Origin of the sequence: Flavobacterium hankyongi (genome assembly GCF_036840915.1) — a bacterium.
Classification (GTDB): domain Bacteria; phylum Bacteroidota; class Bacteroidia; order Flavobacteriales; family Flavobacteriaceae; genus Flavobacterium; species Flavobacterium hankyongi.
Map to the genome: position 1 here is coordinate 3,419,634 of NZ_CP085725.1, position 17,196 is coordinate 3,436,829.

Genomic DNA, 17,196 nt, shown 5'->3' on the forward strand with positions numbered 1-17,196 from the left:
TTAGAAATTATGACTGCTAAAAAGCTGTTTTTATTTTGTTTTTTATTACTGTGCCAATGTATTTCTGCGCAGAGCGATACTATTCATCAAATTAAGGAAGTTGTCGTTTCTGATGTTTATTTGAAAAACAATAATCAATCGCAATCTATTTTGGCTATTAACGATTCGATAATTAATAAAAATCAATCATCTCTTTCAAGCTTATTAAACTACAATAGTGTTATTTATTTTAAAGAATATGGTCGGGGAATGTTATCTACCGTTTCTTTTAGAGGGACAACAGCATCACAAACTGCAGTTGTTTGGAACGGAATTAATATCAATTCACAGCTAAATGGAAATACAGATTTTAATACCATTACTCCTAATGATTTTAATTCTATCGATGTAAAAGCTGGAGGAGGAAGTGTGTTGTATGGTAGTGGTGCTATTGGTGGTACAGTGCATTTGAACAACGATTTGATTTTTAAAAAACAGTTTGTTAATGATTTTAGAATCGCTTATGGTAGCTTCAATACATTTGGGACGAATTATAAAATGAATGTTTCCAATGAAAAGTGGAACGCACAAATTGGATTTTCATATAATGTTTCTAAAAATGACTACCCTTACGTTGGATTATATACATGGAAAGGAATTCAAAGAAAAAATTTAAATGGAGAATATTTTAATACAAGTCTAAACGCAAACGTTGGTTACAAAATAAACCAACATAATATTCTGAAACTCTATACTCAAACTTCAGATACCGATAGACACCTTTCTTTGATTTCCGAATCTGATTCAAAAACAAAATATGTCAATAGCTTTAGCCGAAACTTGATAGAGTATGTAGGAGATTACAATAGGTTTTCTGCCAATTTTAAATCGGCCTACATTTTTGAAAACTACAAATACTTTGGAGATATAAACAGCAACTACTTTAGTTTTGGTAAATCAGAATGTGTGATAACTAAACTAAATTTAAGCTATAAATTGATTGAGTCTTTAAAGGTTTACAGCACACTAGATTATAATCGTACCAAAGGATTTGGAACTAGTTTTGGCAGTAATGTTAGAGAAATTGGCTCTGGTGCAGTAATGGTCAAACTTAATGTTCCGAATAAATGGCAAAATGAGTTTGGTGTTAGAAAAGAGGTTACCAATAATTATCAAAGTCCATTGTTGTTTTCATTGGGAAGTTCATATGCTTTCGGTCATTTTTATACTCTAAAGGCTAATTTTTCTAAAAACTATAGAATCCCAACTTTTAATGATTTGTACTGGATAGGAACTTCAGATTACGGAAACCCAAATTTGAAACCCGAAAGTGCTTATGAAGCTGAGCTTGGAAATGTATTTTCATATAAAAAAATAACCTTGTCTCAAACATTTTATTTTATTAAGATAAAAGACATGATTAATTGGGTTCCTGGAAATGTATCAGGAGGCTGGTCTCCGCAAAATACCGATAGGGTAAATACTTATGGAGCAGAAACCTTGTTGGGATGGGCAAACAATTTTGGGAAGCACAATTTTAGAATAAACGGAACCTATGCTTATACCATTTCAGAAAATCAAGAAACCAAAAAACAGCTTTTCTTCGTCCCTTTCCATAAAATGACTGGGACAATTGCTTATTCTTACAAAAAAATTTCTGCTAATTATCAATTTTTATATAATGGATTTGTATATACCAGATCAGATAATGATCCAAAGCAAATCATAAAAGCTTATAAAGTATCAAATGCTGGAATCGACTATGATTTTGAATTTTTAAATTCTTCTAAAGTAGGTTTTCAGGTTCTGAATTTGTTTAATGAAAAATACCAAAGCTTGGAAGATAGGCCGTTTCCAGGTAGAAATTTTAATTTATATATAACACTTAAATTTTAGTAAAATGAAGTTCAATAAAATGTTTTTAGTTGCTCTAACTAGTATGTCAGTATTTCTTTCATGTAGTGATAATGATGATAATGCTCCAGATGATTCAAAAGTCTATACTAATGGTGCTTTTATCTTAAATGAAGGAGGTTCGGGGCAAGGTTCAGTATCTTTTATAAGTAATGATTTAGGTAGTTTTATGCAAGACGTTTATGGAACTGTAAATCCAGGGGATTTGTTTGGTAAATATGTTCAATCTATATTTTTTAATGGAGATAATGCGTATATCATTGCTGGTGGTTCTAATAAAATTACTGTAGTGAATAGAGTAACTTTCAAATTAGTTGCTAAAATTGAAACAGGTCTCGTGGCACCAAGATATGGTGTGGTAAAAGATGGTAAGGCTTACGTTACTAATGCAAACACTTATTCTTATGCGAATCCAACAACTGGAAATACGGATGATTATGTTGCGGTTATTAATCTTTCTACGAATACTGTAGAATCTACAATTCCATTAAATGCTACAGCGAATAGAATTGTGTTAGAAAATGGAAAACTATACATTACAGAGCCTTATAATAACACTAATGTTTTAGTTGTAAACCCTACTACAAATACTGTAGAAGCACCTATTGCTGTAGGTTCTGATGCAGATACTATGGAGGTACATAATGGAATTTTATATGTGTTAAGAAGTCCTTATGGAGGACCAAGCGAAATAGTTAAAGTGAAATTGTCTGACAGTACATTGAGCAATGTTGTGTTTCCCGCTGCATTAAACGATGCTAAAAACTTGGATATTTATAACAATAAAATCTATTATACAGTAGATACATCTGTTTATGCAATGGATATTACAGCTTCTGCGGCTTCAACCACAGCTATTTTAACTTATTCTTCTACATCAGTTTATGGTAAAATGTATGGTTTCTCTGTAAATAACGATAATATTTACATTGCTGATGGTGGTGATTTTACTGCGAATAGTAATGCTTATATTTATTCTTTAACAGGAACTTTGAAAAAGACTTTAACAGTAGGTGTCGGTCCAAATGGTTTTTATTTTAACAACTAGTTTGATAACTTAATTTAAACAAAACGTCCCTTTCAATGAAAGGGACGTTTTGTTTTGTAAAATGAATTGTTTTTATAATAAAACATAATGTTGCTCATCTATATTTTGAGTAAAAATTATGGGAAGTAGAGGTTTATTGCACAAAGGAGAAAACATCAAAATTGTTTTTTTAAAGGAATTTCATTGATATACATTTCTTTACTTAAATCACGTTCTCCAATTTCTGAAACTTCATTAAATACTTTAAATGTTTTAGGAATAGCCATTTTCCCACCATTAGCAATAAGGTCAAGTACTTTAGCAAGATAAGGTTCGCTTGCATTACCAAGGATTCCTAAATTACCAATGTTTTCTGCTAATGTATTTTGTGAAGTAGGACTAATACCTTGCGCATAATCTCCAAAGCCGTTTTTGTCTACAATCTTAAGGACAATAGGTTGCATTGCATATTTATGATCTGGATTTATATTTTGTTTTGTGTAATCATCAGAGTCATACAAGGTTATCGAGCCTACATTTTTTCCAGTAGTTGTTGTTCCAATTTGTACAACATCAATATAAGGTTTAAGCGAATTGATCACTAATTCGCTTGCAGAAGCGGTGCTTTTAGTTGTTAAAATATAGACTTTATTAAGATTTAGATTGTTTAGTGTACTTCCTGAGTTTGTTGAGTTTGTAAATAAATTATTTAAACTACTTGGATCTAGCCTAGCCATAAGCTTAGGATTCCATTGCTGTTTTGCAAAAACTTGTCCAGTAAATTGACCAGTAATCATACTAGCTAGTCTTGTAGCTGTTGCAACTGAACCACCTGAATTGTATCTTAAATCTAGAACTAAATGAGTAATTCCTTCACCTTTTAAATAACCAAAAGCATCATTAAGTTGATTTTCATAGGCTCCATAAAAACCATTATACATTAGATAACCAACTTTTCGTGAACCTAGAACATGTATATTCTTTATTAAAACTGGATTTTCTGTATAGGATCCTTTTACTAATGAAACAGATTGCCCATTAGGCGTTATTGCACCATTATTATAGTCTGCTAAATTTAATGTGTATGATGTGTTTGCTAATAGACTTCTATAATTACTAATCGTTAATGGGGTTCCATTTACAGCATAAAAGATTGTTCCTCGTTGAATGTTTTTTGTGGAAGCATCAGAATTCGGCATAATATATTTTACCCATCCAAAAATATCAGTAGTACTGCCAGATTTATAATTTAAACCATATTCTAACCCATTACTGTCACTAGAACCACTTAGCGCTTGTTCAAGTTTTGTATAGTCGCTGTAAAGTACACTGTATTTGTCAATTGTGCTTCGTTGATATATTAAACTTTCGAATAATGATTTTGGTGATGAAAAATTACTTAAATAATTATCTAAGTCTTTTTGTATATAGAATTTTGAATCACTTAAATCTGGGATATCTGGTTGATATAAATAATAACCATTTAATCCTTTCCATATAAAGTTTTGTATAGGATAGCTTGAAGGGTTATCGTCATAGTCTTCACAAGAAATTATAAATGCACCAAAAAGCAATAGAAAAAGTATTGATTTAGTGAAAGCTTTCATTTTTTATTGATTTTTAATTTCTGTAAATTTAGTGAGTTAAAAATTATTTTAAAGTTAATGTAACAAAACATTTTATCAATCGTCTAGCTAATATAACAAGTCAATTAAATGAACCAATCTGAATTTTTAAATACTATAAAACCGTTTAAGGATAAGCTGTTCAGATTGGCTAAAAGACTCCTTGTTAGTAATGAAGAAGCAGAAGATGCAACTCAAGACGTTCTCATAAAACTTTGGAATAAAAACGATGCTCTGAAAGAGTATGGAAGTGTTGAAGCTTACGCAATGACAATTACCAAAAATCATTGTTTAGATGTTTTGAAATCTAAACGAGCAACAAATTTGAAAATTGTACATAATAACTATACTGAGCAAAGCGCTGAATTGCATAAAAAAATTGAAGATCAGGATTCTTTGAATTGGGTTGAAAAATGGATCAATGATTTGCCAGAACAGCAAAAATTAGTTATTCAGATGCGAGATATAGAAGAGTACGAGTTTGAAAAAATTGCTGAAGTTTTAGGAATGAATGAAACTGCTGTTCGAGTAGCTTTATCAAGAGCCCGAAAAGCAATACGTGAAAAAATGATTAATACCCATAATTATGGATTACAATAAAATAGAAATATTTATAGAAAAATACTTTCAAGGAGAAACCTCTCTGGCCGAAGAAAAGGAGTTGCGCAGCTACTTTTCATCTCCAAATGTGGCGCCACATTTAGAGCAATATAAGGCTATGTTTGGTTACTTCTCTCAAGCTAAATTAGATGAATTCACTAAAGATTTTCCACAACAAAAAGTAAGTAAAAAGAGCATGTGGATTTCAATAGCAGCTTCAACGGTAATTTTGCTTGGAATGATTACTTTTTATATGAATAGTATCCAACCTCAAGAGGTTAAAAATGAACTAGGGAGTTATGAAAATCCACAGGAAGCATTTGAACAAACTCAAAAGGCATTGGCTCTATTGTCACAAAATGTAAACATTGGTATAGAAAGTGTTAAGTATGTACAAGAGTACGAGAATGCAAAAAACAGAGTATTTAAAAACAATAATTAAAATTATCAATCATGAAATCAAAGATTCACGAATTCCAAAAAAATAAATCAATATCTATGAGTAAACGAATAGTTATAATAGCAACATTTATTTTGTTACCATTTTTTAGTCAAGCACAAACATTATTTGACAAATATGATGGCCAAGAGGGAGTTACTTCTATTGTGGTAAACAAAAAAATGTTCGATTTAATGAGTAAAGTGAAAATGGAAGCTTCGGATAAAGATGCTCAAAAATATTTAGCTTTAATTAAAAAGTTAGACAATTTGAAAGTGTTTATGACTTCAAGTAATAAAACTACTGCAGATATGCGAGGTAATGTTGACAAATACTTAAAATCAACTAATTTAGAAGAGTTGATGAGAGTAAATGATGGCGGTAAAAACGTTAAGATTTATGTGAAATCAGGAAATTCAGATTCACAGGTTAAGGAATTGCTTATGTTTATTGAAGGAACAAACGCAAAAGGTAACGAGACTGTATTAATGTCATTAACGGGAAACTTTGATATTAATGAATTGTCTACATTAACTAATCGTATGAATCTTCCTGGTGGAGAGGAATTAAAAAAAGCGAGTAAATAAAAAGCTTATGAAAAGTGTTGTAAAATATGTTTCATTAGGTTTAGTATTACTTATAGTAGGTTGTAAAAATGAACCTACACTTCAGAAATATTTTGTAGAAAAAAGCGAAAACAAAGATTTTACAGTGTTAGATGTAACTCCTAATATTTTAAATCTAGAAAAAACAAAGCTTTCTTCAAATGAAAAAGAAGTACTAGAATCTTTTGATAAAGTGAATATTTTGACTTTTAAAGCTGATGATAAAAATCAAATTCAATTTGAAGCAGAAAAGAGAAAAATATCTTCAATATTAAAAGATAAAAAATACGAATCTTTGATAAAGGTAAGTATGGGTAAAGATGGTGCCGAATTTAAATGCATTGGTAAAGACGAACATATAGATGAGTTTATCTTATATGGAAATAGAGCAGAAAACGGATTAGCAGTTATAAGAATCACTGGAAATGATATGAATCCTACAGCTGTTATGGAAATGCTGAAACTAATGCAAAAATCAAAAATAGATGTCGAGCAGTTAAAACCTTTACAGGAATTGTTCAAATAAAAAAAGCGACCTTTTGGTCGCTTTTTTTATTTAGTTTCTTTATAATATTTCCAAGGAAAAAGTAACATGCCAAAACATTCTCCATCTTCTTTGCCGATGTGTTTGTGATGCATTTTATGAGCTCTTCTCACGGCACGGGCATAACGATTGTTAGCATTTCTAAAAAGTTTAAATCGTTGATGAATAAAAATATCATGAACCATAAAGTAAGCCAAACCATAGACAAAAATGCCTACACCAATCGCTAATCCTATGTTGAGAATGTTATATTTCCATAAAAGAAAAAAACCGATACTTACTAAAGCATAAAAAATAAAAAAAGCATCATTTCTTTCAAACCACGACTCATGATCTTTTTTATGATGATCAGCATGTAAATACCATAAAAACCCATGCATTATATATTTATGGCTAAACCAAGCCATAAACTCCATGAAACAAAATGTTAATATAAATACTATAACGTGAATTATCATTTTATAAAAGGTTTAATCTATATTTTACATAACAATTAGCAAGTAAACTTACTTTTTGATAATCTGGAACTCTAATTCTGGTGTTTTTTATTTCAGATGAAGGAGTTCTTTTTAATTTTGTTAGTAATTTTTTATAATAAATATACGCAGTATAAACACCAAATTTAGCTTCAAGAGGTAGATTTTTTATGCCTTCGAAACCTTCTCTAAAATCTTCTTCAATATCTTTTATGATTGTTTGTTTTGATTCTTCGTTGAGGTTTTTTAAATCTGTATTAGGAAAATATGTTCTGTCTAAATCCTCAAAATCGGCTTTTAAATCCCTCAAGAAATTAACTTTTTGAAAAGCTGAGCCTAATTTCATTGCCGGTTTTTTTAATTTTTCATAGAGCTCATCATTACCTTTTACAAAAACTTTGAGGCACATTAAGCCTACAACATCAGCACTGCCATAAATATAATTCTCGTACTCTTCTCGTGTAGCATAAATACTTTTAGTTAAATCCAATCGCATGCTATTCATAAAAGAGTCTATTAATTCCATAGGAATATTGTATTTATGAGCCGTATGTTGAAATGAATTTAATACAGGATTTAAGCTGATTTTTTGTTCAATTGCTAGTTTTAATTCTGACTCAAACATCGAAAAAAGAGCTTCTTTATCAAAATCATGAAAAGAATCTACAATTTCATCTGCCAAGCGAACAAACCCATAAACATTGTAAATATCTTGACGGATACTTGGAGCCAGCATTTTTACAGCTGTAGAAAATGAAGTGCTGTAAGTTTTAGTTACAATCTTACTGCAATCATTGGATACTTTGTCGAATAATGCTTTCATAGGCGTTGTTTAAGAATATTTTTCGATTAGTTGAGCTACTAATTTTCCAGAAATTAATGCTGGAGGTACACCAGGCCCTGGAACTGTTAATTGTCCTGTAAAGTATAAGCCTTTTACTTTTTTGCTTCGTAATTTAGGGCGAAGAAAAGCCGTTTGTAAAAGTGTATTGGCCATACCATATGCATTTCCCTTGTAGGAGTTATATTCTTTTATAAAATCATTTACACAAAATGATTCTTTAAATACTATGCTTGATTTTATTTCTTGTTGAGTTAGTTTTTCTAATCGCGTTATTATTTTGTCAAAATAGAGTTCTCTTAATTCTGGAGTGTCATTAAGGCCTGGTGCTAATGGAATTAAAAAGATACCTGCTTCTTTTCCTTCTGGTGCCGAATTGCTATCGGTTTTTGAGGGAAAACTTGCATAAAATAACGGATCTTCAGGCCATTTTGGATTGTCATATATATCTTGAGCATGAATATCAAAATCTACATCAAAAAATAATGAATGATGCTCTACATTTTTTATTTTTTTATCAAAACCTACATAAAATAGGAGTGATGAAGGAGCAAAGGTTTTTTTATCCCAATACTTTTCAGAATATGCTCTGTGTTTCGTGTCTAATAAAGTTTCTGAATGATGATAATCTGCACCAGACAAAACAATATCAGCCTCAACTATATTTCCGTTCACGATTATGGCTGATGCTTTACCATTTTCAACTTCAATTTTTTCAACATTCGCTTTTGTCTTAATTTTTACCCCAAGTTCTTTTGCTAATTCTTCCATAGCTAGAATTACACTATACATTCCATTTTTTGGATGAAAAGTACCAAGACCAAAATCGGCGTAATTCATGAAACTGTAAAAAGATGGTGTGTTAGAGGGTTTAGCACCAAGAAATAAAACAGGAAATTCAAGAATCTGAATTAGTCTTTTGTTTTTGAATTTGCTTCTAACATCTTTTGAAATAGTACTAAAAAATTGGTTGACTTTTTTAGCAGTTTCTAGTGTTACTAATTCTAAAGCTGATTCTCCTGGACGATAGACTAATTCTTTAATGGCAATTTCATAATTGCTTTTAGCTTCTTTTATGAAACTTTCTAATTTTGTACTACTTTCAGGCTCAATTGTTTCGAAAGTTTGTTTAATGTCATCTAAATTATCTGCAATGGTTATGTAGTCATTTATTCCAAAATAAACCTGATAGGCAGGTGACAACTTAATCAATTCGTAATAATCAGATGGTTTTTTGTTGAAATCATTGAAAAAACGCTCGAAAACATCAGGCATCCAATACCAAGTTGGACCAATATCAAAAGTAAATCCTTCTTTTTTGAATTGTCTGGCTCTACCGCCAATGGTTTCATTTTTTTCATAAATAGTTACTTCGTAACCTGTTTTTGCCAAATAGCAAGCGCTAGCTAACGAAGAAAACCCTGAACCTATAATTGCAATACTTTTTTTCATTTTGTTCAACAAAAGTAATATAAAGTTAAACAAAATTATCTTTAAACAATTCTTAAATTTCTGTTAAGACTTCAGGAGTGTTTCTAAATATCTTTATTAATGAATTTAATTTTGAATCATCAATATAGTTTGTTAATCTACCTACAATCCATAATTCAGAATTACCTAGTGATAATATTTTGTCATTAAATTCTTTTATATAATTATTGATATTATCCTTGTCTGGCTCTACAGTTGTATAGGTCAAATAGCAAATATTTTCAAAATAATTTGGCATACTTTCTAGATCCTCTAACGGAATACTTTCAGATAAATATATGGTTTTATAGCCATTATAGACTAATTCGTAGTTTAAATATAAAAGACCTAGTTCGTGAATTTCATTTTCAGGTAAGAAAAGTACAAATACTTTATCATTTTTAGTGGGGTTTGAGTTTTGAAGTATTTCTGTGTTAACAAGGATTTTTTGTTTAATCAAATGGCTAATGAAGTGTTCGTGTGCAGGTGATATGGTTTCTGTTTGCCATAAAAGTCCAATCTCTTCCATTAAAGGGATAAAAACTTCAACAAACACATCTTTAAAAGTCTTTTTGGATAGTAATTCGTTGTAGGTCGTTGTAAAAAGTGTCTGATCAAAGTTCATCATTGCCAATTTAAATGCATTTAAGGCGTGGTTTCTTGCATTTTTTTCGGTTATTATTTTTTTGACTAATTCAGATATTTCTTTACTATTGTTTTTGGATATTTTAGATATTTTATAGCCATGATTGTGAAGTAAAGTGATGTTTAACAACTTTTGTAAATTGTTGCTATCATACACTCTTATGTTGGTGTCAGTTCGCATTGGTTCTAAAACATTATATCTTTTTTCCCAAATACGTATTGTGTGTGCTTTAATTCCAGAAAGGTTTTCAAGATCCTTAATACTGAAAACAGACTTTATATTGTTCATTATTTTTACTTATTTGTTAAACAAATTTAATAAAATAATGATTTAGAATGTTTATTTTTGTTAAAATCATTAATAGATGAAGTACGATTTTATATTTTCTGGATTAGGTTTGGCAGCTATGATGACAATCATTAAAATGGCAGAAGAAGGTATTTTAGAAAATAAAAATGTATTAGTGATTGAGCCCGACGATAAGAATATAAATGACAGAACCTGGTGTTTTTGGGAAGAAGGGAAAGGCAAATGGGATGAAATTTTAAAACATAAATGGGATAAAGCTTTTTTTATAAATCAATCAGTAAAAATAGATTGCTTGAATGGTTTGTCATATAAGATGATAGAATCAAAAAGTTTCTACAATTATTATAAAGAAATTACAAAAGACTACAACATAAAGTGGATAAAAGAAAAGTTTGTTTCTTTTGCCGAAGATAAAGATTCTGTAATTGTAGAAACTAAAGAAACTAATTATGTAGGTTCATATCTTTTCAATTCTGTTTTTGATTATAATGAATTAAAAAACCAAGAAAAGTTTCCTTTGTTACAGCAGCATTTTGTGGGTTGGTTTATAAGGAGTGAGAAAAAGTGTTTTAATCCTGCGGAAGCACTTTTTATGGATTTTTCTGTACCTCAAAGAGGGAATACGCGGTTTATGTATGTGTTACCGGTATCCGAAAAAGAAGCACTAATAGAATATACACTTTTCTCGTCAGAAGTATTAGGTTCTGATGAATATGAATCTGAAATAAAAACTTATTTAGAGAATTTTGGAATAGAAACATTTGAAATAATTTCTAAAGAAAAAGGTAATATACCGATGACAGCTTATCCTTTTTGGAAAAACAACACAAAAAAAATTCTAAACATTGGTACAGTTGGTGGATGGACAAAAGCGAGTTCTGGATTTACATTTTCAAATACTGATAGAGAAAGTAAAAAAGTTGTCGAATTTTTTAATGAAAAGAGTATTGATTTCAGGGAGTTCAAAAAATCTAACAGGTTTACTTTTTATGATGATTTATTTGTAGATGTGCTTTACAGAAAAAATTTCTTAGGTAAGCAAATTTTCTCTTCAATGTTTACCACATCTAATCCTAACTTAATTTTGAAGTTTTTGGATGAAAAAACATCTATCTTAGAAGATTTTCGAGTGATTTTAAGTTGTCCTAAAAAGGAGTTTATAAAATCTTTTTTTCGAAGAATTTTTAAATAAAAATCCGCAACTAGCGGATTTTGTGACCATGATGGGACTCGAACCCATACGCCTTGCAGCACCACCCCCTCAAGATGGCGAGTCTACCAATTCCTCCACATGGCCAGAAACAAAAAAAGTCAAACATTATGTTTGACTTTTTGTGACCCCGCTGGGGCTCGAACCCAGGACCCCATCATTAAAAGTGATGTGCTCTACCAACTGAGCTACGGAGTCTAAGCTTTCAAGAAATTAATTCGGTCAAATTTGTGACCCCGCTGGGGCTCGAACCCAGGACCCCATCATTAAAAGTGATGTGCTCTACCAACTGAGCTACGGAGTCTAAATCATTTCCTGATTGCGGGTGCAAATATAATACCTTATTTTTAACATTTCAAACTAAATTAATGATAAATTTGAGTTTTTTTAAAAATTGTTTTCAAAGTGTTTATTTATAGGCTTTTATATTTATGAGGAAAATTGTTTTAATAGGTTACATGGGATCAGGGAAGTCCAAAACAGGTGAAATTTTAGCTAAAAACTTAGGACTACCGTTTTATGATTTAGATTTTTTGATTGAAAATGAGATGAAAAAATCGGTTGGAGAGATATTTTCTGAGGAAGGTGAAGTGTTTTTTAGAAAAAAAGAGCACGAAGTTTTTAAGAGAATTATCGAAAGTGATGAATCATATGTTTTAAGTACGGGAGGAGGTACGCCTTGTTATGCAAACAATCATTTGTTTTTAGCAAATGATGATGTGTTTTCGGTATATTTAAAAACAAGTATTCCTGTGCTCGTTTCAAGATTGAAAAATGAAATAGCAAAAAGACCTCTGCTGCAAAGTTTAAAGGATGAAGAAACATTTGAATTTATAGCAAAACATCTTTTTGATAGAAGCTATTTTTATAATCAATGCAAATACACAGTTGTGACTGATGAAAAATCACCTGAAGAAATTGTTTCTGAAATTCAAAAACTATTCTAGGTAAGCATAATCGTTATTCTCTTCAAAAACGACCTGAACATGTTCTAAAATAGAAGTTGATAGTGAAATTCCTTTAAAATCAGCTTTTACGGGGTATTTTTTGTGGTTACGATCGACAAGTACAGCGGTTTTAAATTTGTTTAAAGGAACGTCAAGAAAATGTTTGACACCATATATTAATGTAGTTCCTGAATTAAGTACATCATCAACAAGAACTAGACCTTTGTTTTCGTAAAGAGATTTATCAATCGAAGTTGTTATGGTAGAGTTTGGATTTTTTTTATCAATCATTACTTCGCACAAAGTAACTTTTAAAGGAGAGATGCTTTTTAAAACATTTGAAAGTTTTTGTGCAAAAACACTTCCATTGCCATGAATTCCTGCAATTATGATTTCCTCATCATTAATGAAAGTTTCATAAATTTGATAGGCTATTCGTTTAATTTTAAATTCAATTTCCTGATGATTTAGTATAATATTCTGAGTCATGGGTTATTTTTTTGTAAAGATAAAAAAGAGTTCGTTTCCTAGTCTGGGTTTTATAGAATTATGAGCGGTTTCTAATGTCTTTATTTCAAATAAATCTGAAAATAAGTTTATGTATTCTTCTTTACTTCCTCCAAATGGAGGTCCTGATTCGGTTAGAGGAAATTGAAACAGTAAGCCAACTAATTTACCTTTGTTTTGAAGTAGAGAATACATTTTTGTTACATAGTCTTTCCTTAAAATAGGATCTAATGCACAAAAGAAAGTTTGTTCAATAATTAGATCATATTTTTCTTGATGTTCAAAAAAATCTTGTTTTAGTATATTTCCGTGAAAAGCTTCTGATGTTTCTTTTTTAAGATTCTCAATAGGACTTTCAGCATAGTCTAAAACAAAAACATTTTTAAATCCATTATCTATTAAGTACTTAAATTCATGGCTATTGCCACAGCCAGGGATCAATATTTTAATATTTTTATCCTTGATTTGGTTAAAATACTCCTTTAATGGTGTTGTTATTTTTCCACTATCCCAAGGGATATCGTTTTGGTTATATCGATTTTCCCAATAATTACTATTCAATTTCATTGTCCCAATCGTTATCAGTTTCAAATTCAAATTCGTCTAAGTCACGACGATCTTTTTTAGTAGGTCTTCCAACTCCAGTTTTTCTATAATGTTCTTTGGATAACTTAAGCATCTCTAAATGCGCAAAAGCTTCAGGAGGTGTTTGATCTATTCTGTATAGATCGACTAGTTTAGCGCCAACACGATTGTCAGGAATAGCTAGTACTTTTATTATATATGTGATTTGATCTTTTCTGAAAGTGATTTTGTCTCCAGGTAAAATATCTTTTGAAGGCTTAACAATATTGTCATTAACCGTTACATGGTTTTTTTTGCATGCTTCGGTGGCCATATTTCTCGTTTTGTAATAACGAATACACCACAAGTACTTATCTATGCGCATAAATTTTAAAAAACTAAGTTAAAATTTAAAGCAAAAATAAATCAAAATTGTATCTTGCGCACTTAAATTTATTGAATAATGAATAGAATTTTAAAGACTTCTTTGGTATTATTGTCTTGTCTTGTTTTTATCGAATGCAAAAAAGAGGATGTTCCAGAACCATTACCGATGGTGCCATATGCTGAGCAGTATCCTTATGATATTGCAGATATTGAAAAGTTTATGGAGAAGCATTACATGGAAGTGGATGCAAATCAAAATGTTACCTTCTTTGAAATACCAGTAGATAATACTGCTGGTGTTCAGTCTATTGCTGATCAAACTGAATATCCTATTGAGTACAAAATGGTAAACAGCAATGGAGTAGATTATAAGGTTTATTATATCAATATTACTAAAAAGTCGGGTTCGCCTTATGATCCAAATTATTATGGTGAAAATTTAAGCCCAACAAGAGTTGACGAGGTGTTTGTAACTTATAAAGGAACTTTAGCAAGGAAAATTTATGATGATGATGATTCTAATAATAAAGTTGTTACTTTTGATGAAATAGCGAGCCCTCAATGGTTCCCATTGGATGGTGTTGTACAAGGTTGGGGAGAAATTTTTACAAAATTCAAGAGTGGAACTTTTGTTTCAAATAATCCTGACGGAACGGTTTCTTTTAAGGATTATGGAGCTGGTATTATGTTTTTGCCTTCAGGATTAGCGTATTATAGTGGTTTTAGAGGTTTAATTCCTAGTTATGCACCTTTGATTTTTAATTTTAAATTGATGCAGACAAAATTTGCTGATCATGATGGAGATGGGATTCTTTCTAAAGATGAAGATTTAAACGGTAATGGAATTTATACTGACGATGATACTGATGGAGATGGACGTCAAAATTATTTGGATAAAGATGATGATGGTGATAATGTTCTAACTAAAGTTGAAACATCATATGTGAATCCTGCTGATCCAGATAAAATAGTAAGATATTATCCTTATAATGGAGCAGCTGTAGATGACTTGTCAACTCCTTATGTTGATGAGACAAAAGGTATTCCTAGCTGTTCAGGTGATTTCATAACATCAACACGTCTAAGAAAATATTTAGATAAGAATTGTCAATAATAGAATATGTATAAAATAAAAAAAACCGCTCATTGAGCGGTTTTTTTTATTTTATTGAAAATTATTTTCTCTTTATTACTTTTTCTACAGCTTGAACAATCGCTTGATTGTTTAATTTGTATTTCTCCATTAATTGTTCTGGTGTTCCAGACTCTCCAAAACTATCATTAACAGCTACAAATTCTTGAGGAGTAGGAGCGTTTAATGCTAATAATCTCGAAACGCTTTCTCCAAGTCCACCTAAAATGTTATGCTCTTCTGCAGTAACTACACAACCAGTTTTTGCAACCGATTTTAAAATAGCTTCATCATCAAGAGGTTTGATAGTGTGGATATTGATTACTTCGGCAGAAATTCCTTTAGCTTCTAATGCTTCGGCTGCAATTAATGCTTCCCATACTAAGTGACCTGTTGCGATAATGGTCACATCAGTACCTTCGTTTAGCATAATGGCTTTTCCAATTACAAAAGGTTCATCAGCAGGAGTAAAGTTAGGCACTACTGGACGACCAAAACGTAAATACGCTGGTCCGTGGTGATCTGCTAATGCAATTGTTGCAGCTTTAGTTTGATTATAATCACATGTGTTGATTACTGTCATTCCTGGTAACATTTTCATTAATCCAATATCTTCAAGGATTTGGTGAGTAGCACCATCCTCACCTAAAGTTAAGCCAGCATGAGATGCACAAATTTTTACGTTTTTGTCTGAATATGCTACAGATTGACGAATTTGGTCATACACACGACCTGTTGAAAAGTTAGCAAAAGTTCCTGTAAAAGGAATTTTACCCCCAATGGTTAAACCAGCAGCAATTCCAATCATGTTTGCTTCTGCAATTCCTATTTGAAAGAATCTTTCAGGGTGATTTTTTTTGAAATCGTCAAATTTTAATGAACCAATTAAATCAGCGCATAATGCTACAACATTTTCGTTTTTTTGACCTAATTCAGTCATTCCCGCTCCAAAACCTGAACGAGTATCTTTACTTCCTTGATTTGTATATTTTTTCATAATCTTAATAATCGCCTAAAGTTGCTGGATTCTGATTTAAAGCATTTTCTAATTGTTCATTACTCGGTGCTTTTCCGTGCCAAGCGTGAGTGTGCATCATAAAGTCTACACCATTTCCCATTTCGGTATGTAGTAACACACAAACTGGTTTCCCTTTACCTGTTTTTGATTTGGCTTCGGTCATACCTGCGATAATAGCTTCGATATTGTTTCCTTCTTTGATTTCTATTACTTCCCAATCAAATGCTTCAAATTTGGCTTTCAGATTACCCATACACAAAACATCGTCAGTAGAACCGTCAATTTGTTGACCGTTTAAATCAACTGTGGCAATGAGGTTGTCTACTTTTTTTGCTGAAGCATACATGATTGCTTCCCAGTTCTGTCCTTCTTGTAATTCACCATCACCAGTAAGTGCATAAACCAAATGGTTATCCTTGTTTAGTTTTTTTGCTTGAGCTGCGCCAATCGCTACAGATAAACCTTGTCCTAAAGATCCAGAAGCCATTCTTATTCCTGGTAATCCTTCGTGAGTGGTTGGGTGTCCTTGTAAACGGGTATTTAATTTTCTGAAAGTCGCCAATTCAGCAACTGGGAAATAGCCACTACGTGCTAAAACTGAATAAAAAACTGGGGAGATATGTCCGTTTGAAAGGAAGAATAAATCTTCACCAATTCCGTTCATATCAAATCCTTCATTTCTTTTCATTAGGTGTTGGTACAAGACGGTGAAAAATTCGGCACAACCCAAAGAACCTCCTGGGTGACCTGAATTTACAGCATGTACCATGCGAAGAATGTCTCTTCTTACTTGTGTTGTAAAATTTGTTAGTTGTTGAATGTCAGACATTTTGAATACGTATAAATTATTAGCGTCCAAAATTACTTTATATTTTTACCATTGGCAAAAGTTTTAAAAAATACTTTGAAAAAATCTTGGTGTGCGAGAGGGATAGTAGCAAGCTACCATGTAGCGC

At 31.2% G+C, this 17,196-nt stretch carries 19 protein-coding genes and 3 tRNA genes; 9 read left to right on the plus strand and 13 right to left on the minus strand.

All coding sequences use genetic code 11. From position 1 onward, the window contains the following. Positions 1-9 precede the first annotated feature (9 nt). On the plus strand, positions 10-1,875 hold the full coding sequence (locus LJY17_RS15615) for a TonB-dependent receptor plug domain-containing protein (RefSeq protein WP_264544725.1): 1,866 nt from the start codon (positions 10-12) through the stop codon (positions 1,873-1,875). 4 nt (positions 1,876-1,879) lie between these two features. Beyond that, on the plus strand, positions 1,880-2,941 hold the full coding sequence (locus LJY17_RS15620; protein WP_264544726.1) for a DUF5074 domain-containing protein: 1,062 nt from the start codon (positions 1,880-1,882) through the stop codon (positions 2,939-2,941). A gap of 155 nt (positions 2,942-3,096) precedes the next feature. Here LJY17_RS15620 and LJY17_RS15625 read toward each other — a convergent pair whose 3' ends face one another. Further along, complete coding sequence (locus LJY17_RS15625; protein ID WP_264544727.1) at positions 3,097-4,527, minus strand: S41 family peptidase; 1,431 nt, start codon at positions 4,525-4,527, stop codon at positions 3,097-3,099. A gap of 108 nt (positions 4,528-4,635) precedes the next feature. On the opposite strand from LJY17_RS15625, the gene LJY17_RS15630 reads away from it, so the two are divergent. From LJY17_RS15630 to LJY17_RS15645, 4 genes are read left to right on the plus strand one after another with little or no spacing between them, the layout of a single operon-like run. Next, positions 4,636-5,145 (plus strand): RNA polymerase sigma factor, encoded by a 510-nt coding sequence (locus tag LJY17_RS15630; RefSeq protein WP_264544728.1) that lies wholly within the window; start codon positions 4,636-4,638, stop codon positions 5,143-5,145. Beyond that, positions 5,132-5,587, plus strand: a complete 456-nt coding sequence (locus tag LJY17_RS15635; RefSeq protein ID WP_264544729.1) for a hypothetical protein — start codon at positions 5,132-5,134, stop codon at positions 5,585-5,587. The genes LJY17_RS15630 and LJY17_RS15635 overlap by 14 nt, the downstream gene beginning before the upstream one ends. Positions 5,588-5,643: 56 nt before the next feature. Further along, a complete protein-coding gene (locus tag LJY17_RS15640) occupies positions 5,644-6,171 on the plus strand; it encodes a DUF4252 domain-containing protein (RefSeq protein ID WP_264544857.1) in 528 nt (175 codons plus the stop codon). 7 nt (positions 6,172-6,178) lie between these two features. Next, entirely contained in the window at positions 6,179-6,715 is a 537-nt protein-coding gene (locus tag LJY17_RS15645; RefSeq protein WP_264544730.1) for a DUF4252 domain-containing protein, read from the plus strand. Positions 6,716-6,741: 26 nt separating this feature from the next. Here the strand turns inward: LJY17_RS15645 and LJY17_RS15650 are convergent, their stop codons facing one another. The 4 genes from LJY17_RS15650 to LJY17_RS15665 are packed head-to-tail and all read right to left on the minus strand — an operon-like array spanning position 6,742 to position 10,454. Beyond that, on the minus strand, positions 6,742-7,191 hold the full coding sequence (locus LJY17_RS15650; protein ID WP_264544731.1) for a sterol desaturase family protein: 450 nt from the start codon (positions 7,189-7,191) through the stop codon (positions 6,742-6,744). Position 7,192: 1 nt separating this feature from the next. Then, positions 7,193-8,032 carry a phytoene/squalene synthase family protein gene (locus tag LJY17_RS15655; RefSeq protein ID WP_264544732.1) on the minus strand — a complete coding sequence of 280 codons (840 nt, stop codon included), beginning with the start codon at positions 8,030-8,032 and terminating at the stop codon, positions 7,193-7,195. A gap of 9 nt (positions 8,033-8,041) precedes the next feature. Continuing rightward, on the minus strand, positions 8,042-9,502 hold the full coding sequence (locus LJY17_RS15660) for a phytoene desaturase family protein (RefSeq protein ID WP_264544733.1): 1,461 nt from the start codon (positions 9,500-9,502) through the stop codon (positions 8,042-8,044). 52 nt (positions 9,503-9,554) lie between these two features. Next, positions 9,555-10,454 (minus strand): MerR family transcriptional regulator, encoded by a 900-nt coding sequence (locus LJY17_RS15665; protein ID WP_264544734.1) that lies wholly within the window; start codon positions 10,452-10,454, stop codon positions 9,555-9,557. Between the two features lie 76 nt (positions 10,455-10,530). Here LJY17_RS15665 and LJY17_RS15670 point away from each other — a divergent pair, with 76 nt between their 5' ends. Further along, the gene (locus tag LJY17_RS15670; protein ID WP_264544735.1) at positions 10,531-11,667 is read left to right on the plus strand and encodes a lycopene cyclase family protein; all 1,137 of its coding nucleotides are present in this window, start codon (positions 10,531-10,533) and stop codon (positions 11,665-11,667) included. 23 nt (positions 11,668-11,690) lie between these two features. On the opposite strand, the gene LJY17_RS15675 is transcribed toward LJY17_RS15670, so the two are convergent. The 3 genes from LJY17_RS15675 to LJY17_RS15685 form a co-directional block, all read right to left on the minus strand. Continuing rightward, a tRNA-Leu gene (locus LJY17_RS15675) sits at positions 11,691-11,772 on the minus strand. 38 nt (positions 11,773-11,810) lie between these two features. Beyond that, a tRNA-Lys gene (locus LJY17_RS15680) sits at positions 11,811-11,883 on the minus strand. A 33-nt stretch (positions 11,884-11,916) separates the two neighbouring features. After that, a tRNA-Lys gene (locus tag LJY17_RS15685) sits at positions 11,917-11,989 on the minus strand. A 127-nt stretch (positions 11,990-12,116) separates the two neighbouring features. Here LJY17_RS15685 and LJY17_RS15690 point away from each other — a divergent pair. Beyond that, on the plus strand, positions 12,117-12,632 hold the full coding sequence (locus LJY17_RS15690; protein ID WP_264544736.1) for a shikimate kinase: 516 nt from the start codon (positions 12,117-12,119) through the stop codon (positions 12,630-12,632). Here the strand turns inward: LJY17_RS15690 and LJY17_RS15695 are convergent. The 3 genes from LJY17_RS15695 to LJY17_RS15705 are packed head-to-tail and all read right to left on the minus strand — an operon-like array spanning position 12,624 to position 14,088. Then, positions 12,624-13,121 (minus strand): phosphoribosyltransferase domain-containing protein, encoded by a 498-nt coding sequence (locus tag LJY17_RS15695; RefSeq protein WP_264544737.1) that lies wholly within the window; start codon positions 13,119-13,121, stop codon positions 12,624-12,626. The two genes, LJY17_RS15690 and LJY17_RS15695, sit on opposite strands and share 9 nt — an antisense overlap. 3 nt (positions 13,122-13,124) lie before the next feature. Further along, positions 13,125-13,706 carry a TPMT family class I SAM-dependent methyltransferase gene (locus LJY17_RS15700; RefSeq protein ID WP_264544738.1) on the minus strand — a complete coding sequence of 194 codons (582 nt, stop codon included), beginning with the start codon at positions 13,704-13,706 and terminating at the stop codon, positions 13,125-13,127. Further along, positions 13,693-14,088, minus strand: a complete 396-nt coding sequence (locus LJY17_RS15705) for an RNA-binding S4 domain-containing protein (protein ID WP_264544739.1) — start codon at positions 14,086-14,088, stop codon at positions 13,693-13,695. The genes LJY17_RS15700 and LJY17_RS15705 overlap by 14 nt, the downstream gene beginning before the upstream one ends. A 78-nt stretch (positions 14,089-14,166) precedes the next feature. Between LJY17_RS15705 and LJY17_RS15710 the strand changes: the two genes are divergently transcribed. Beyond that, positions 14,167-15,204: an FKBP-type peptidyl-prolyl cis-trans isomerase gene (locus LJY17_RS15710; protein WP_264544740.1), complete on the plus strand. Its 1,038-nt coding sequence runs from the start codon at positions 14,167-14,169 to the stop codon at positions 15,202-15,204. Positions 15,205-15,265: 61 nt separating this feature from the next. On the opposite strand, the gene LJY17_RS15715 is transcribed toward LJY17_RS15710, so the two are convergent. Together LJY17_RS15715 and LJY17_RS15720 are read right to left on the minus strand one after the other, a co-directional pair. Then, positions 15,266-16,219 (minus strand): transketolase family protein, encoded by a 954-nt coding sequence (locus LJY17_RS15715; RefSeq protein WP_264544741.1) that lies wholly within the window; start codon positions 16,217-16,219, stop codon positions 15,266-15,268. Between the two features lie 4 nt (positions 16,220-16,223). Next, positions 16,224-17,069 carry a transketolase gene (locus tag LJY17_RS15720; RefSeq protein WP_264544742.1) on the minus strand — a complete coding sequence of 282 codons (846 nt, stop codon included), beginning with the start codon at positions 17,067-17,069 and terminating at the stop codon, positions 16,224-16,226. Positions 17,070-17,196: the final 127 nt, after the last annotated feature.